Annotated in this window: 19 protein-coding genes; 15 read left to right on the top strand and 4 right to left on the bottom strand. The window is 50.1% G+C overall.

Features of this window, described 5'->3' with window-relative positions; all coding sequences use genetic code 11:
* The first annotated feature begins 102 nt into the window (after nucleotides 1-102).
* The 11 genes from ACONT6_RS11215 to ACONT6_RS11165 all read left to right on the top strand — a co-directional run bounded on the left by ACONT6_RS11215 (nucleotide 103) and on the right by ACONT6_RS11165 (nucleotide 9,400).
* Nucleotides 103-423, top strand: coding sequence for a hypothetical protein (locus ACONT6_RS11215; RefSeq protein WP_428818611.1), 321 nt, complete (start codon nucleotides 103-105; stop codon nucleotides 421-423).
* A gap of 133 nt (nucleotides 424-556) precedes the next feature.
* Nucleotides 557-937: a DUF7674 family protein gene (locus ACONT6_RS11210; protein WP_428818610.1), complete on the top strand. Its 381-nt coding sequence runs from the start codon at nucleotides 557-559 to the stop codon at nucleotides 935-937.
* A gap of 117 nt (nucleotides 938-1,054) precedes the next feature.
* Nucleotides 1,055-1,372 carry a hypothetical protein gene (locus ACONT6_RS11205; protein WP_428818609.1) on the top strand — a complete coding sequence of 106 codons (318 nt, stop codon included), beginning with the start codon at nucleotides 1,055-1,057 and terminating at the stop codon, nucleotides 1,370-1,372.
* 152 nt (nucleotides 1,373-1,524) lie between these two features.
* Nucleotides 1,525-2,031 (top strand): T6SS immunity protein Tdi1 domain-containing protein, encoded by a 507-nt coding sequence (locus ACONT6_RS11200; RefSeq protein ID WP_428818608.1) that lies wholly within the window; start codon nucleotides 1,525-1,527, stop codon nucleotides 2,029-2,031.
* A 103-nt stretch (nucleotides 2,032-2,134) separates the two neighbouring features.
* On the top strand, nucleotides 2,135-2,596 hold the full coding sequence (locus ACONT6_RS11195) for a hypothetical protein (RefSeq protein WP_428818607.1): 462 nt from the start codon (nucleotides 2,135-2,137) through the stop codon (nucleotides 2,594-2,596).
* A 124-nt stretch (nucleotides 2,597-2,720) separates the two neighbouring features.
* Nucleotides 2,721-3,182 (top strand): hypothetical protein, encoded by a 462-nt coding sequence (locus ACONT6_RS11190; RefSeq protein WP_428818607.1) that lies wholly within the window; start codon nucleotides 2,721-2,723, stop codon nucleotides 3,180-3,182.
* Nucleotides 3,183-3,451: 269 nt separating this feature from the next.
* Nucleotides 3,452-3,652 (top strand): hypothetical protein, encoded by a 201-nt coding sequence (locus ACONT6_RS11185; RefSeq protein ID WP_428818606.1) that lies wholly within the window; start codon nucleotides 3,452-3,454, stop codon nucleotides 3,650-3,652.
* A gap of 160 nt (nucleotides 3,653-3,812) precedes the next feature.
* Nucleotides 3,813-5,666 (top strand): ankyrin repeat domain-containing protein, encoded by a 1,854-nt coding sequence (locus tag ACONT6_RS11180; RefSeq protein ID WP_428818605.1) that lies wholly within the window; start codon nucleotides 3,813-3,815, stop codon nucleotides 5,664-5,666.
* A 252-nt stretch (nucleotides 5,667-5,918) separates the two neighbouring features.
* Entirely contained in the window at nucleotides 5,919-6,971 is a 1,053-nt protein-coding gene (locus tag ACONT6_RS11175) for an NAD(P)-dependent alcohol dehydrogenase (RefSeq protein ID WP_428818604.1), read from the top strand.
* Nucleotides 6,972-7,094: 123 nt separating this feature from the next.
* Nucleotides 7,095-7,619, top strand: coding sequence for an N-acetyltransferase family protein (locus ACONT6_RS11170; RefSeq protein ID WP_428818603.1), 525 nt, complete (start codon nucleotides 7,095-7,097; stop codon nucleotides 7,617-7,619).
* A 1,541-nt stretch (nucleotides 7,620-9,160) separates the two neighbouring features.
* Nucleotides 9,161-9,400: a DUF7661 family protein gene (locus tag ACONT6_RS11165; RefSeq protein WP_428818602.1), complete on the top strand. Its 240-nt coding sequence runs from the start codon at nucleotides 9,161-9,163 to the stop codon at nucleotides 9,398-9,400.
* A 56-nt stretch (nucleotides 9,401-9,456) separates the two neighbouring features.
* On the opposite strand, the gene ACONT6_RS11160 is transcribed toward ACONT6_RS11165, so the two are convergent.
* The gene (locus ACONT6_RS11160; RefSeq protein WP_428818601.1) at nucleotides 9,457-10,407 is read right to left on the bottom strand and encodes an IS110 family transposase; all 951 of its coding nucleotides are present in this window, start codon (nucleotides 10,405-10,407) and stop codon (nucleotides 9,457-9,459) included.
* Between the two features lie 342 nt (nucleotides 10,408-10,749).
* Between ACONT6_RS11160 and ACONT6_RS11155 the strand changes: the two genes are divergently transcribed.
* Nucleotides 10,750-11,052, top strand: coding sequence for a hypothetical protein (locus ACONT6_RS11155; protein WP_428818600.1), 303 nt, complete (start codon nucleotides 10,750-10,752; stop codon nucleotides 11,050-11,052).
* A 147-nt stretch (nucleotides 11,053-11,199) separates the two neighbouring features.
* Entirely contained in the window at nucleotides 11,200-11,664 is a 465-nt protein-coding gene (locus ACONT6_RS11150) for a hypothetical protein (RefSeq protein ID WP_428818599.1), read from the top strand.
* A gap of 44 nt (nucleotides 11,665-11,708) precedes the next feature.
* Here ACONT6_RS11150 and ACONT6_RS11145 read toward each other — a convergent pair whose 3' ends face one another.
* From ACONT6_RS11145 to ACONT6_RS11135, 3 genes are all read right to left on the bottom strand, one after another.
* Nucleotides 11,709-12,104, bottom strand: coding sequence for a hypothetical protein (locus tag ACONT6_RS11145; RefSeq protein WP_428818598.1), 396 nt, complete (start codon nucleotides 12,102-12,104; stop codon nucleotides 11,709-11,711).
* A gap of 2 nt (nucleotides 12,105-12,106) precedes the next feature.
* A complete protein-coding gene (locus ACONT6_RS11140; protein ID WP_428818597.1) occupies nucleotides 12,107-12,958 on the bottom strand; it encodes a VOC family protein in 852 nt (283 codons plus the stop codon).
* 233 nt (nucleotides 12,959-13,191) lie between these two features.
* A complete protein-coding gene (locus tag ACONT6_RS11135; RefSeq protein ID WP_428818596.1) occupies nucleotides 13,192-15,069 on the bottom strand; it encodes a DUF885 domain-containing protein in 1,878 nt (625 codons plus the stop codon).
* 216 nt (nucleotides 15,070-15,285) lie between these two features.
* Here ACONT6_RS11135 and ACONT6_RS11130 point away from each other — a divergent pair, with 216 nt between their 5' ends.
* Nucleotides 15,286-15,630 carry a 4a-hydroxytetrahydrobiopterin dehydratase gene (locus ACONT6_RS11130; RefSeq protein WP_181252704.1) on the top strand — a complete coding sequence of 115 codons (345 nt, stop codon included), beginning with the start codon at nucleotides 15,286-15,288 and terminating at the stop codon, nucleotides 15,628-15,630.
* 136 nt (nucleotides 15,631-15,766) lie between these two features.
* Nucleotides 15,767-15,997 (top strand): DUF1272 domain-containing protein, encoded by a 231-nt coding sequence (locus ACONT6_RS11125; protein WP_428818595.1) that lies wholly within the window; start codon nucleotides 15,767-15,769, stop codon nucleotides 15,995-15,997.
* Nucleotides 15,998-16,040 lie beyond the last annotated feature (43 nt).

The raw sequence follows: 16,040 nt of genomic DNA, 5'->3' as shown, positions 1-16,040 counted from the left end.
AAGCAAATTGTTTGCTTATGATGCTTTTGGCGCGAGCGCACACAAGTCAGATGAACAAAAGCCTATGGCTTATGAATAAAACTGTTATCTGCTTTGAAGCTTATGGATGATTTGTTATCAACAGTTGAAATGATCAAGCTCCACGAGAGTTTTGAGATAAAGCCGCTAGTGTGGGACGAAGACATGGTGTTGACCCCAAGGGAAGATGCTGCAAGCTTTCTAGCGCAAGTAATAGATAGCGGGTTGATTGTGCCTGACTACGAAGCATTTTCTGTTGTCTCAGATATATACATTCGTGTAGAAGAAATGGGCTTTACTGGTGAGTACGGGGCTGTCGATATAGGCGTCTGGAAAAATGTGATAGAGAAGTCGAGTGACTCTGTAACTCATTATGAGTTCTCTGTATTTCGGAAGTTCAGGTAAGAAAGTATTGTCCCGGGACTGGCCCGCAGATAACAAGCGGTTGTAATCGCCGCAGAATACGCGGCTGGGACGGCTTACGCTACGCTCCAGCCGCCCCTAAACCGAGCGTTAGAGCTCCAGACCGAGAAGTGAGATGGACTTAGACACTTTTTGTAGAAAAATCAAAGAAACCTATCCTGAAATATCAGCTAAGACAGACAAGATATATGATGACTATTGGAACAGGCTGGTCCAAATGGAATTCTCTTCATATGCTTGGTTTGAATCACTGGCGAATACCCTGAACAGTGAAATGAAAAAGAAAGTAGTAGCTGATAACTATCAGACACTTCTTAAAACTATAAGTAAAGAGTACGATCGTGGTGAAAGTGGTGTAATGAAGGCAATTGATGTCGCGTTTGTCGAGAATCTGTTTTGGCAAGTGCAATGCGATGACGCTCAGCCGTATTGGGATGTTATGCCTGATAACCTTAAAGAGCTCTACGTTGGGTTTCACGGGCAAGAACCGCTCTAACAATCAGCGGCAGGGCGACAGCCAACGCTACGCACCTTTTGTGTTACTCGCTGGCGCTCAAACATTAACACAAAATGCGCTCCGCGCTGGCTGCGCCTGCGCTGGGCGTTAAGTTCTATGAGTTCCGAAGATCTAAAAAATATAGCCACTGTCGGCTTTCTCGCTTTTGTGATCGCTCCACTTATTGTGAGGAAATTCGCTCTAGATATTCTGTGTGTATTCTATGAACCAAATTATCCTGGCGACTACTGGCTAGATTATGTAGAAAAAGGCAAGTTTCATGCTTCTCGCAATGATTTTGAGAAAATTTTGATAAAAGTTTATCTTCGCTTGGACAAGGTTTTGATAGAGAAGATTAAAAGTATCCCAATTCTGGTAGTAGTATTTTCAGGTTTCTTGGCGCTGTGGTTAATCTGGAAGTCTGTAGGAACTTAACAATCACGGGCAGTGAAGCTCCGGCCCTCCGGGCCTCCGCGGGACGGCTTACCTTATGCACGTTTTACGCGGGTCGCTTCGCTCCCATTTTCGCGCAAAACGCGCATAAGGTAAGCCGCCCCTGCCGTGGGCGTTAGCCCTATGAGTAGAACATGACACTTAATGATTTAACTGTGAATTTTTCCCACCTTGAAAGAGAAAAAATCCTTTCTGACTGGCGGTGGTTAATCGGAGATGAAAAGCTTCCAATATTGATTACGGCGTTTGGCGAAGCCTTCTTACAAGATGTAAACGACAACAGTGTATATTTTCTAAGTGTTGCGGATGGAGTTGTTTCTCATATTGCAGACTCTCCAGAGGCATTGAGGGCAAAGCTATCTGACAAAGAATTTGTGTCGGAGTTTTTAGCTGTCCAAGCTGTCGGAGATTTAAGGCAAGCGGGCAAGTTGCTTGCACATGGTCAGGTTTATAGCTTTAAGCTGGCGCCTGCTCTAGGCGGAGATATCACAGCTGACAATCTGGAACCGTCCGATATAGAAGTTCATTTTTCGGTTTTGGGGCAGATTCAGGAACAGGTCAAAAATTTACCAAATGGAACTGAAGTCGAAAGGGTGGAGTTTCAGCCCTCCAAAAAGCCTTGGTGGAAGCCCTGGGGCTAACAAAGTGCTGCAGCTGACGTCTTACTTTGTGCACGGTCGCTGCGCTCCTATTTTCGTGTAAAAAGCACACAAAGTAAGCCGCCGCTGAGCACGGCGTTAACACATGAAACACATCGTAACTTTGTGGTTTATTGTTTTTAGCACTCCGGCTCTCGCTACAACGTGCTGGACGCAATCTAAAAATGAGACGATAGCTAGCAGCACTGGTAGAGATGCGTTTGAGTTAGCCGTTGAAAGAGCGCAAGTTATTTTCGTAGGTAAAACAGAGAGCGTTCAGACAACGATCTATGAGCAAGAGGGTGCAGAACCTGTTGTTCTCAGAGTGGAAGCACAATTCGAAGTTCACGAGACGATAAAGGGTAATGTATCTAGGGATGTAGTTACGGCAAGTAATGATAGTTGCGCGTGCAAGTATCAATTTAAGACTGGAATTACGTACTTAGTTGTAGCCAATACGTATAAAGGTGCACTGCAAGTCTTTAGTTGTGAGTACATTAAGCCCGTAGAGCAATCAAGAGTTGCAGACGCCCGCAGGATTGTAGGTGTTAACAAAGCCAGGCAGTAAAGCTCCGGGCCGGCGGCCCTCCACGGGACAGCTTACCTTGTGCACGTTTTGCGCAGGTCGCTACGCTCCCATTATTGCGCAAATCGCGCACAAGGTAAGCTGCCCCTGCTGGCGGCGTTAACACATGAAACACATCGTAACTTTGTGGTTTATTGTTTTTAGCACTCCGGCTCTCGCTACAACGTGCTGGACGCAATCTAAAAATGAGACGATAGCTAGCAGCACTGGTAGAGATGCGTTTGAGTTAGCCGTTGAAAGAGCGCAAGTTATTTTCGTAGGTAAAACAGAGAGCGTTCAGACAACGATCTATGAGCAAGAGGGTGCAGAACCTGTTGTTCTCAGAGTGGAAGCACAATTCGAAGTTCACGAGACGATAAAGGGTAATGTATCTAGGGATGTAGTTACGGCAAGTAATGATAGTTGCGCGTGCAAGTATCAATTTAAGACTGGAATTACGTACTTAGTTGTAGCCAATACGTATAAAGGTGCACTGCAAGTCTTTAGTTGTGAGTACATTAAGCCCGTAGAGCAATCAAGAGTTGCAGACGCCCGCAGGATTGTAGGTGTTAACAAAGCCAGGCAGTAAAGCTCCGGGCCGGCGGCCCTCCACGGGACAGCTTACCTTGTGCACGTTTTGCGCAGGTCGCTACGCTCCCATTATTGCGCAAATCGCGCACAAGGTAAGCTGCCCCTGCTGGCGGCGTTAACTGCTTTGCAACAGACAAATCTCGTCCTGTATCTGAAAGGGCTGGAGTTCGCATTAATGAAACTGGAGGAAGCAGAGCTTGCCAAAGGCTTTTAACTGACGCGTGTTGATGGCCTAGTTTTCTACAGCGCTAAAAACAAGGCGCATATATGGGTGGTAGACAGTACAAGGGGGTGAAACCTCTGACCGGAAAAAATGATGCTGAAAACGCTAAAAATAGCTCGGCATTCGAGAAAGCAAAAAGTAGAGCAGATTCCTACAAACATGATCCAGCATTGTTGAGTTGGACCCTAAAGTCGCTTAAAACGGATATTGATAAATTTCTGGCGTGCGAGGCAGGCACGGTTTAACGATCACCGGCGGTAAAGCTACAGCACTTCGGGCGCCTGTCGTCAGGGATGACGCAAAGCATGTGCAATCGCGTGTAATGTATTCCAAGGATGAAATATGTTACGAATATAGTACCCTACGGCCAGACAACCAACCTGTTAAGGATGATCTGGCGTTCATATGAGATGGAATTTAGTACTCGCTTCACTTCTCACTGCGTTCTCTGCGGCAGTTTCCGCCGAGGAGATGTTCTCTCCCCATCTGACGGAGCCAAGCGCTGACCCGGTATGTGGTTTTGCCTTAAAGCACTATGTCGATCAGTTTGATGGCGGTGCCACGGAAACCACTGGGGTAACCAAGTCTCGGGAGATCGAGGTTCCCTTATTTGCCACCCAGGAAATAGAAGGGCAGCGCGGAAGATACAAGACCGCCTCCATATCTATCGAGGGTGAGGAGAAGGTTATCGCTTACCACGAACGCTCCCATAGCTGGCGCGGTGAAATATACACCGGCTATATGTTTTCCCCGGATGAATCCAGGTCTTTGGAGGAAAACCTCGAGAGCGCCGATATGTTCTACCCGATGGGCTCCTTGATATACGGGTCGGACTTCTCCTGGTGGGAAAACTTCCCGTTTAAGTTCCAGGGCAAGTGGTACGTGTTGGCGGATTTCAAGGATTTTACCCGGCACGATGCGGTGCGCAATGTGTACCAACTACACCGTGATGGAACATCCACACAGGTGTGCTCGGTCAAAATTTTCGACAACTTCGATTCCAAGGAAGACTTCGCCAAGCACCCCGTGTTTGCCGCATACCAAAAAGCGGTGGAATCTATCATGCTGTCTCCCGGCAGTTGCGGCTCTTCCCGGCCTGAGGCGCACGCACAAACGAGTGGTCAGCTCTTTGCCTCGACGGCCATTGTGCGGCCCTGGGCGATTACGCCAACCTGGTACAAGGGCAACTACAGTGGGGCCGGGGGAATCGAGGGGCAGAAGAAACACTTCGACGACTGGAAATACCAGGATATCTGGAGTTTTCGGGAGCACCAGACCTACGAGAATCTCAAGTTTGATGCAATTCGGGAGCTCAAGCAGCACTACGTGCAAAATTTCCACTATTCGGATCAGAGCGCAGAAGAACTGGCTTCCGGGGTTATTGCGGCGTTACCGGGCAGGTATTACTCGCTGGGTTACTACCCGGATTACGATAAGGACTTCTCCTTCTTCGACAGGTTGATGGAAGGACACTATCCAGATTTCAGCCGGCTGGAGGAAGATTTGAAGTTAAAGCGAAACAGTATTCCATTGGTTGCACTGTCGCTGATGATCGACAATCCGGCCCAATACGCGAATCTTCCGCCGCAGTTCGATGGCAAGGTAATCAAATCCAAATATGGCAAAGACTTGCTGATGTATGCCGCGCATATGAATAACTACGATGCCACAAAGTACCTGCTAGAAGCCGGTTGGCCCATTGATGCCGTTACCAGCTACAAGCCGGCCTACAACTGCGGTCCGGCCATGGAGCGCCTCAATCGGTCGGCGCTAACCTACGCGGCAGAGAATGCTTCCATCGAGTTGATCCAGCTGCTGGTGGATGCGGGCTTCGATACCACCATCGAAGACAGCAAGGGCAATGGCTTGGATTACTATATTGCGCGCAACCCCAGATTCTCGGACGAGGAAATCGCACTCGGGTTCGATGGCCTGATGCAAAGCCATTCGAAGAAGGCACCGGTACAACCCAGTTTCTCGTGTACGGCAAACCTCAATCGCCTGGAGCGCGCAATCTGTGATAGCCGGACGCTGTCGATCTACGACCGGGAACTCAGCAAGGCATACGCAGGCGTAATCGGCATTGATGGTATGGCGGGCGATCTGAAGGCCAGCCAAATAAGCTGGATCAAGCGCAGGGCGAAAGACTGCGGCGCCGCGCCTGATAATACAAGCTTGTCAGCCTGTCTTGCCCGAAGCTATCGTTCCCGTACTCGATACCTGCAATATATACAGGCGGCATTCTCGGATAAGGGGTGATCTCTTCTGAGCAAGTTGGCGCCGGGTGTGGGCTGACACAGGCCCCGCTACCGGCTTGGTGACTACTCAGCTCGAATTTTACGACTGTCGCAATCGCCTTAACCCGGGGGTTTCCATAGGATCAGGCAATCAATGAAAAGGATCGGACAGGCGAGTTTTCGCATTGTGTCTTTAGTATGGCTCCACTACTGAAGTGTTCCTGTACCCGTGCTTGTGTTGCAACGGGTCTGAGACAAGATGTGAGGAGTCCCGATGAAAACGATTGGTTATGCGGCGTATTCTTCCGATGCGGAAATGACGCCATTCCACTTTGAGCGTCGCGCGCTGCGGGCAAATGACGTGGCAATTGAAATCCTGTACAGCGGCGTCTGTCACTCTGACCTGCACACGGTCAATGGCGACTGGGGGCCGCAGCCATACCCGCTGGTACCCGGCCATGAAATCATTGGCCGCGTGATTGAAGTGGGCCCTGTGGTCACAAAGTACCAGGTCGGCGATCAGGTCGGTGTTGGCTGTATGGTCGACAGCTGCCAGGAATGCGACCAGTGCCACGATCATGAAGAGCAGTTCTGCCGCAATGGCATGACCCCCACTTACGGTGCGCCGGATCGCACTACCGGTGAGATGACCCAGGGCGGTTATTCCAAGCACATTGTTGTGCGCGAAGAATTTGTACTGCGTATCCCCGAAGCACTGGACCTCTCCCGCGCAGCCCCGATCCTGTGTGCTGGTATCACCACCTTTTCGCCTCTGCGTACCTGGAATGTGGGCAAAGGCAGCCGGGTAGGGGTGATTGGTTTGGGTGGTCTGGGGCACATGGCGGTGAAACTGGCGGTGGCGATGGGTGCCGAGGTAACGGTGCTGAGCCGCTCTACCAAGAAAGAGGACGAGGCCAAAGCCATGGGGGCACGCGGTATCCTGGCATCCACCGACGAAGATGCCATGGTTAAGGCGGCGGGTTCTCTGGATCTGATTATCGATACCGTGCCGGTGGAACACGACGTTACCCCGTATACCTCACTGTTGGATGTGGATGGCACTCTGGTGATCGTCGGTCAAGTTGGCCCGATGAAAGGGTTTATGACCGTACCCATGATAATGGGACGCCGCCGTGTTGCCGGTTCCCTGATTGGTGGTATCAAGGAAACTCAGGAGGTGCTGGATTTCTGTGCGGAGCACAACATCCAGCCTACCTGTGAAATAATCCGCCCGGACCAGATCAACGAGGCCTTTGCGGCAATGGGCCAGGGCGATATTGCCCACCGTTACGTAATGGACATGTCCGGATTGTCTGTCGACAGGTAATCACCCAGAACGTGGAGCAGGCCGGTGCAATGCCCCGGCCTGCTTTGACGCTCAAAGCACCATGAAACCGGTTGTTTACAGGGAACTGAATAGCTTTAAAAACAGTATTCTGAGGGTACCAAAGTGAAAAATATAAATATCAGGGAAGCCGTTATCGAGGATTCCGCATTGATCCTTCACTTTGTGCGGGAGTTGGCTCGCTATGAAAAGGCCGAGCACGAGGTGATTGCCACGCAGGCTGATATAGAAAAATCAATATTTGGAAAAGAATCAACGGTTCATGCACTGATTTGTGAAGGGGAATCCGCGCCTATTGGTTTTGCCGTGTATTTCTTCAATTACTCAACCTGGCAGGGCAAAAATGGGCTCTATCTGGAGGATCTATATGTTTCTCCAGAACATCGGGGCAGTGGTGCGGGTAAGGCGTTACTGAAATACCTTGCCAAGATTGCGGTTTCCAAGAACTGCGGGCGTTTCGAGTGGAGTGTGCTGGACTGGAACGAGCCCGCGATCAAGTTCTATGAATCGATTGGAGCCAAGCCCAAAAGTGAATGGGTGGGCTACCAGCTTGCGGGCGAAGCGCTCACCGATTTTAGCAAGTCGTACCCGGTGATCTGGAAGCACAAGGTTGAAGAGGGCGCGGTGTAAGCCTGATTCTTTTAAATGATCTTAGAAAAGCCGATCCCATTTGTGGGGCCGGCTTTTTTTTGTGAAAAAACATTGTGATAAACGTGAGTTAGGGGGCAAGAAGGTGAAAGACGTAACGGTGTGCGTCCTTTTCATTTGAATCTTTAGTGTTGATTTGTACGCCATTTCGGCACGCACAGGCGAGGCGGTAGTCTATAACCTGGCACTGATGGTGAGATTCCAAACGAGCAGGATGAAATAAATTCTGAGTGACTATGCTGCAGTCCGACTATAGACCGCTATAACTTTCTTGTTAATTTGAGTGTAAGCTGGATTGGTTGTGCTGAGCGTCTTTGTGAGCGTAGTTGTTCTGTTCTAGTGTGGGCGAACGGGAATCCTCTAGAGCAGGGGCTGGAAAGTTCATTGAAAAGTGCAGATAGGAGGTGGGAGATGCGAGCAGCGTGTGCATAAATGGTGCGAGACTGGATTTTAGGGTAATCACGGGGCAGTGTACGTACTGCTTCACTGCCCCGGACATCGGAATTAATTGATGGCGTATATTCCAAAATCTAAATGATTATTTTTTTCAGGTATCACACGCCGACTTCTTCTTAGTTAAATGGCTCTAGGCCGCAATACCCAGAAGCAATAACTGAGGAGTAGGCTGTAACCTGCCCGCTAACATATACACTCTGACAGGTAATCGACTTCTCGCCTACCACCTCTTTTTTCTCAGCCGTCGCGTAATAATGAATTTCCTGCCATTTGACTGGGTAGGCCCAAGAATATCCGACCAAGCTGGAAAAAATTGCGAGTAACGAAATGGACAAAGTTCGTTTTAATTTGACACTCATAGTTATTCCTTATTGTTGATGGCGGTTAAAAATATATCGTTTATCTCGTGTGATTCAAACTGAAATATCTACGAATATTGATATGTTGGTTGTGAATGAGAGGCAGTTCAACTTTCAGGTTTGGAGTTATGACCATTTTTCGCTTAAGTCATGGATGTTTGCGAGGTTTGATGTCTGTCGAAGAGTTTGGAAGGTGACACTGGCTGAAATGGTAAAGTTGAGACCCTCGATATTAACTCCTCTCGTCGCGCCTGTTCGTGGTAGGGTTTGGGTGGGGTGAGTTTTTAAGGAATCCCGTCAAATACATTTCTTCCGTTGCGTATAGCGGAGGGTTCCAAAAAAATTTTGATGGAAGAGACCAATTTACTTATTGGAATGTGAAAAAAATTACACGATGATCTATCTTATGACGGAGTTTCTAGTGGATGATTTGGCTGGTGAGGTATAAAGGTATCTCCACGTTGATCACCGAAATTTTCTTACATGGGCGTTGTCGCTATCACTTGATAGCTGTTCCTGGGGCGTCATACGTTGGTCTTGAAATCGGGTGAAATTTTAAATAAATCACTGCTATCTAATTTTAGGCAACATGATGTGAATTTTTAAATCATAAACAAGGAGGTTATATGACTTATGCAAAAGTCCAGCAGAGTATGAGCGTAAAAGCGCATGATTATAGTGTCTACTTTTTGTGGGTAAGACCAGCAAGTGGCCAAAGTCATGGAGAGATATAAATACAATATTTTCGGTAGGGAAGTCCTAATAGAAAGAAGCCAAAACCACTGGGCAACTTTCTACCAGGGTTCAGAAGGTAAGCGCCGAAATGCTGGAATATTTGTTCCACCAGAAATCACGGAAGTTGAGTTAACTCAGTATCTGGCAGATCTTTGTCATGAGTGGGCAACTGAAAGGCATCCATCAGTGGTACGCCTGGGTGAAAATAAGTAAATTGGTATTCGTAGGGCATCCTGCATAACAAGTGACTATGGCTTTGAGTCAACCGTTTAGGCCATATTCTCCTGCCAGAAAGTACCATTTCGTACCATGCTGTTGAGGATAACAATCATCTTGCGCATGCATGCCACAAGAGCAACCTTCGGACGTTTTCCGGCTACTCTAAGTCGCTCATAGTAGTCTTTGAATTTCTTGTTGCATTGGATGGTCGACATCATCGCCATAAACATAACGGTGCGTATTTGGTGGCGTCCACCACGTATTCGGCGAAGCCCCTGGTAGCGGCCGCTATCTCGGTTGATCGGTGCCACCCCGACTAACGCAGCGATCTCTTTGTTATTCAAGGTGCCGAGTTCTGGAAGGTCGCTAAGTAACGTGTAAGCCATGACTTTACCCACACCAGGTACACTTTGGAGGATTTCATTTTTCTCTTTCCAGTCATCGGCTTGGGCGATCATGTCATCAAGGGCAGCATCAATTTTATCGATCTGGGCTTTGATGGTTTTCAGCATGGTATTAATGCTAGTACGAAGCTCTTTGGGTATGATGGATAAGCGGTTCTTCTCCATAGTCTGCATCTCCATCAGCTGACGACGTCGAACCAGTAAGTCACTGATTTTACGATCGTTTTCGGGTGCCACTGCTGTTTGTTCGGGCTTGATACTGTCTCCAAAGTGGGCGATTAGTTGAGCGTCGATTTTGTCTGTTTTTGCTAGCTGCCCAATGGCTCCGGCAAACCGTCGCACATGAAGAGGGTTGGCGACGACTACAGGTAGCTTATGTTTTGCAGCGGCGAACACGAAGGTGTGCTCCAGGCGGCCTGTGGCTTCAATAACGATACGTGTTGGCTTATGTACCTTGATACGCTTGATGGCTTCGCGTACGCCTTTCGCATCATTGCTGACGGTAAAGTATTCGCCGAAGGGGCGGATATAGATATCGAGTTGGGTCTTGCCGGTATCTATACCGACATTGACTTCATTGTCTTGTGAGTGGTTCATTGGTAAGTTAACTCTTGCTTGCAATACGAGCTCGAGGCCCTGATGACTATTCGAGTTGTTACTTTGAGTTTATGCGGCGTTCCCACTTGTTAACGGTCTCTCAACAGAGGAGCCTGACGGGCATCGAACTACCGCATATAAGGCCTCTGGTTGCAGCCAGAGGTGGGCCTCAATTTTGCCCGTTTGAGAGAGCATGTACACCATACAATCACGGGCAGTGAAGCTACGGCCCTCTGGGCCTCCGCGGGACGTCGTACCTTATGCACGTTTTGCGGGGGTCGCTCCGCTCCCATTTTCGCGCAAAAAGCGCATAAGGTAATCCGCCCCTGCCGTGGGCGTTAAATGCCGTTGAGCATGTGGATAAAGATAGAGATAAGTGCAGTTTTGCTCGGCTTGCTAGGAGTGGCGATTACACTCTTAGAGTTGGCTTATTGGAGCGATCTTCCAGAGTATGTTCACGAAATTTTTCGTGGAGGAGGGCCTGGGGCATTTGTTGTTGGATTATTTTTGCTCGCGGCTCTGCTGGGATCATTACTATTCTTGGTTAATCTCGGCTTCAAGCGCTTTGCATTTTGGTGGCTCAGGTTACTCGGAATAATTATTTTCTTTACTGGTATGGTTATCGTGGGGGCATCCGGCATTTAACAAAGCCGGGCAATATGCTCCGGGCCTGCGGCCCTCCGCGGGACAGCTTACCTTGTGCACGTTTCGCGCAGGTCGCTACGCTCCCATTTTTGCGCAAAAAGCGCACAAGGTAAGCTGCCCCTGCCGGCGGCGTTATGCATCAGAGCTATGAATAAACTAGTTGTTTTCATAATTTTTTCCGTACTTTCATTTTCGGTAGCATCATCTCCGAGTTTCGAGGCGCGGTATGAATTTGGCAGGGAGCTCGAATTAACTATTTCTCCCTCTTTCGCCGATTCGGCGGTTTATACGTTGGTAACCTATGAAGGCAAAAAAATTCTCGCTAAAAGGGTTTTTGAAGGCAGCTTCCAAAAATGGAGCAATGTGAAAAGTGAATCTCACATTGAGCTAACTGACGACACTTATAAAAAGCTACTTAAACTTCTAGATGATGCGCTTACTTTTAGTATTAAAGATGATGTCCGGGTGGAAGACGGCATCACTTGGGAGTTGGAAACTTCGAGGTATCAATGGCTAAAAGTTCGAATAAGTACGCCAGAGTACGACACTGAATCCAGGGGATACAGTGGGCTTCTAGAATTGGGGGCGTTCGTCCAGGCACAATTCCCGTAAAATGCATAACAATGCAATGCGCCACGGAAATTAAGTTAAGATTTTTAAAGGTCAAAGCCTCCCAGATCCATGCCCATACCCATATCTCCACCGAGATCGGGCATACCCATGTCGGGCGTTGAGGGCAGGGTTACGGCTTCCGGCATTCTTGGTGCCTCTACTCCCCAGTCCGGATCAACTTCGCGGCCAATACCACCGCCACCGCTGCCGCCACCGGGTGGCACTACAATGACCGGGCGACGAAAGCCGATCCACGGGCGCCATGCGTGGCCGTAGTAATGGCTCCTGTAGCCTGTTCCGCCACGCGCGGCCTGTGTGTTTCTTACATTAGTGCTGCTGCTTTGATTGCCGCTGCTGCCGGCGCAGCCGCTGCTGAGTGTGAGCGGGGCGAAGATGGCAGCGGTCGCAGTAAAGGCCAGTATTCTCTTGAATGCAATCATGGTTACTCGCCTCCCGCTTGAATCGCAAATACGCCGCCTGTGGGGTCGGCCACGATGGCGATATCGGCATTTAAGTCTCCTTTCATCGGAGGAACGAGGATTCTGCCACCATTTTTCACCACGGCACGGGCTGTCGCGCGAACACTTTTGACTTTCATGTACAGTAGCCAATTCGATTCGACGTCGGCGAGTGGCGTGCGCAGTATGCTGGCCCGTGCAGTACCATCCCGGCCGAGGATTCTGTAATCCTGCCCCTGTTGTCCTCTACGAGAGACTGCGTTGTAACCGACCACTTTGTTGTAAAACTTTGCGGTACTATCGGGGCGCTCCGTCCACAATTCCGGCCACAGCCACTCGTTGTAGCGAGCACGGCTATCAGCAGGGTCGCCGTTGTCATTGCGTAACAGCATCACCACGGCGCCGTTCGGGTCCTCGATCACCGCCGCACGTCCTATGCCAGGTAATCGCTGTGACGGCTCTACAACCTTGCCACCGTTGAGCTTCGCTGCCTTGACGGCGGCGTCGACATCGACGACGGAGATAGAGGGTAACCAAATTGAGCCGTCTTGGGGTGCCCGCGCACCGGTGTATGTCGCTAGCGTTGCGACTGGCTCACCACGAATATAGGCATCGATATAACCCTCTTGATCGTTACGCCGGAGCTGCCAGCCGAACACCGCGCTATAAAAATTGGCGGCAGTATTGAGATTGGTTGTTAAGAGGTCGGCGCGTATGACCTTTCCTGGCAAATAATCTGCGGCTGCTAGATATGACGGCCGCACGATAACGAACAGCAGCGCTGCCAAAGTTAGCAGTCGTCTCAGGCATGATTGGCCCGGTGGGGTGGCGTACATTTCTGCCTCCTGACTTAAATTCCGCGCAGGTTTAGCATTAGGTATAGACGGTAGGGGTTGTGAACTCAATGAACCGGCTATTCGTTCAGTTGATTATGGAATCGAAGGAGAGTAGGGCGCCCTTGGGCGCAGGCCTGCATACTATATTGTTGACTGCGGTTTCGACTCCCGAAGTTTCAGGTGACCATTGCACATAAACGGAATCCCGCTATCGATATGAAGATGGTTCGTGTTTATTCGATTGCTCCGTCAATTTTTTCTATCTCCGTCAGCATTAGTTCGCGAATTACCGGAACCGGAGCATTACCGTAACTCAGGAACTTTTCGTGAAACTGCTTAAGGTCAAATTGATCGCCGAGCTTTTCTTTGATTTCATCCCGCAATGCCATGATGTCCATGTATCCCGCGAAGTAGCTTGTAAGCTGGACCTGGCTGAGGGTGGCCCGTCGCCATTTCCCCTGGGCTTCGGTTTTCTGCTGAAAGGCCTGTTTCATTAACAGGTCCATGGCTCGTTTTTCGGAAATGCCTTTTACCTGAACCGAGTAGTCGAGGAGGGTATTAACCACCGTCCGCAAATTCCACTTGTAGTACATCATCCACAGTTCCGGTGAGAAATCGCCGTACCCGGCCTCCAGCATCATACGCTCTGCATAGACGGCCCACCCTTCGATCATGGCGCCATTACCGAGAATATTCTTGATCAAACTGGGAGACTGGTTGGCGTAAATCAGCTGGGTGTAGTGTCCCGGAATGGCCTCGTGGATATTCAGTATCTGCATCAGGTAGGTGTTGTACTCGCGCAGAAAGCTCTCTGCGCGGTCGTCCGGCAGCTCTTTTACCGGCATCACGTTGTAGTAAGTATTTGCGTCTTTGTCGTAGGGCCCCGGGGCGTTGATCGAGGCGACTGCAAAGCCGCGCATGTAGGGTGGGGTGGTGCGTACGACCAGTGGTTTTTCCGGGTCCAGCGTCAGCAGGTCTTTTTCATTGACAAACGCTACCAGCTCGGGAATCTGTTCTTCTACCGCGGTTTTGAACGTTTCTTTGGTGGCATGGTGTTGGGAGAGCTTCTCCAACACCAGGGCAATTTTTTCCAGGATATCGTCGGGGCGCTTCTCGCCGGCGAAATACTTTGGCCACAGTTTGTCTGCGAGGTCGTCCATTTTCAGGTGTAGGCGGTCTTTTTCTCGCAGGGCGCGCTGGTATAGCTCTTCCCCTGTCATGCCTATCTGGATGTCGTAGCTGAATTTTTCTTCATACAGTTTTTTTCCGATGCGGAAATTGTGAAAGCTGTCCGCTTTCTCCATTGATGCATAGAGCGTCTGCAGCATGGTGACATATTCGGTAATTGCCTTACGGGTAGCCTCAAGCCGGGTCTCGAACATCGCTTTTTCCTGTGCGGAGAGGCCACTTTCCGCTACTTTTTCTTCAAGCTCATCACCGAACACCGACACGGCGCCTTCGTTCTGTTCTATTGCGAGTATCAGTTGTGGCGACGCGGGGTTATGGAGTGATTTCTCTGCTGCGGCATAGTATGCCGGCACCAGCTGCATTCGGTTGCTGAAGGTGCGTAGGCGGTCATCCAGTGGTGCGTAGTCAGTATTGAGTATCAGGGCAAATCCGTGAGAGACGTTGTAGTTTGCTGGGTTCCATTCGTGAGACTTGAATACGGTCAGGTCCCAGATGGTCTTATCCAGGAAGTTATTGATCAGTGCCAGGTCGGTGCGTGCGTTTTCGCTCAAATCCTTGTCATTGAATCGCGAGAACTGGTTGCGATAGTTGCGTGCGAAGCTGAGTACTTTCTGACGATAGTTTTTGTCCGGGGCCTCCAGTCGCTCGGCTACCGCGTAGTAGCCGTTGTTGATGGCCCAGGAGGGGAACAGATGCCACATGCGCTCGATCATCTGGTTGCTCAGATGCTGGAATTCGAGCTCGTCGGTGGAGAGCTTTCGGGGGTCCTTGTTCTGGGGCTTGCTTTGGACTTGTTTGCTGCTGGCAGTCACATCACTTGTTGGCAGCTCGTTGGCGTCGCCGTTGTCTGTTGCGGGGGGCGCGGGCTGTGCGCTTTTCTCCCCGCATCCGGCCAGGCTGGCGGTCACAAGTATGGCTGTCATCAGGCGTTTCATAAGCGGTCTCGAATTTTTCACGGAATCTGCTCAAAAACTAGCACAGTCAACTTATAGTTATCGCTTGGTGCGACATTTATTTTGTGTGAACCAGGTCGCCTTGTTTCACATTGGGGCGGCGGCTAAAGTGGCAAAACAAGAATTTGTGGCCGAGTGCCGCGAATCGATTCAAACAATTTTGTATTTTTGTCTTAGGAGTCTGGTATGACAGAACTTGCAGCACAGGCATGTGAAGCCTGCAGGGCTGATGCGCCATTGGTTTCCGATGAGGAACTGGCCGAGCTGATGCGGGAAATCCCCGATTGGACCCCGGTAGCCCGGGACGGTGTGATGCAACTTGAACGTGTGTTCAAGTTCCGCAACTTCAAGCAGGCGCTGGCGTTCACAAACCGCGTCGGCGAAATTGCCGAAGAAGTGGGCCATCACCCCGCGCTGCTGACGGAGTGGGGAAAGGTAACCGTGACCTGGTGGAGCCATGAGGCCGGTGGCCTGCACAAGAATGATTTCATTATGGCTGCGCGTACTGACAAGCAACTCGACGCAGAATAAGTGTCGCAGTAGTTAGGGCCCATCTTCGCTCAACATTGCTTTGCAGCTTGTCTGGCCCCGGCGGCATTTGTCGCTGCGGGCCGAACGCGCCGCCAGATCCGCAAGATGTATAAAGAGTAAGTTAAGAAGGATCACAATGCTGAAGATGAAAGCCACCTGCGAGCGGTGCAGTGCGAAGCTCGGCCTTTCTGCCCAGGCCTTTATCTGTTCCTATGAATGCACTTTCTGTCCTGAGTGTACGGAAGAGTTGAAGCACGAGTGTCCCAACTGCCAGGGGAACCTGGTTCTGCGCCCGGTTCGCCGCACCTCTCCGACAGAGGTTGCCAAGTCCGGTTTCAAGGCGAAGCTGGAAACCATTCTTCCGTAGTCTCACTCTTCCCCAATTACTTCCTCGGGCGTGGCGTACGTGG

This window comes from Microbulbifer sp. MCCC 1A16149 (genome assembly GCF_050368945.1).
Lineage (GTDB): Bacteria > Pseudomonadota > Gammaproteobacteria > Pseudomonadales > Cellvibrionaceae > Microbulbifer.
This window is presented reverse-complemented; position numbering and strand designations above follow the sequence as displayed.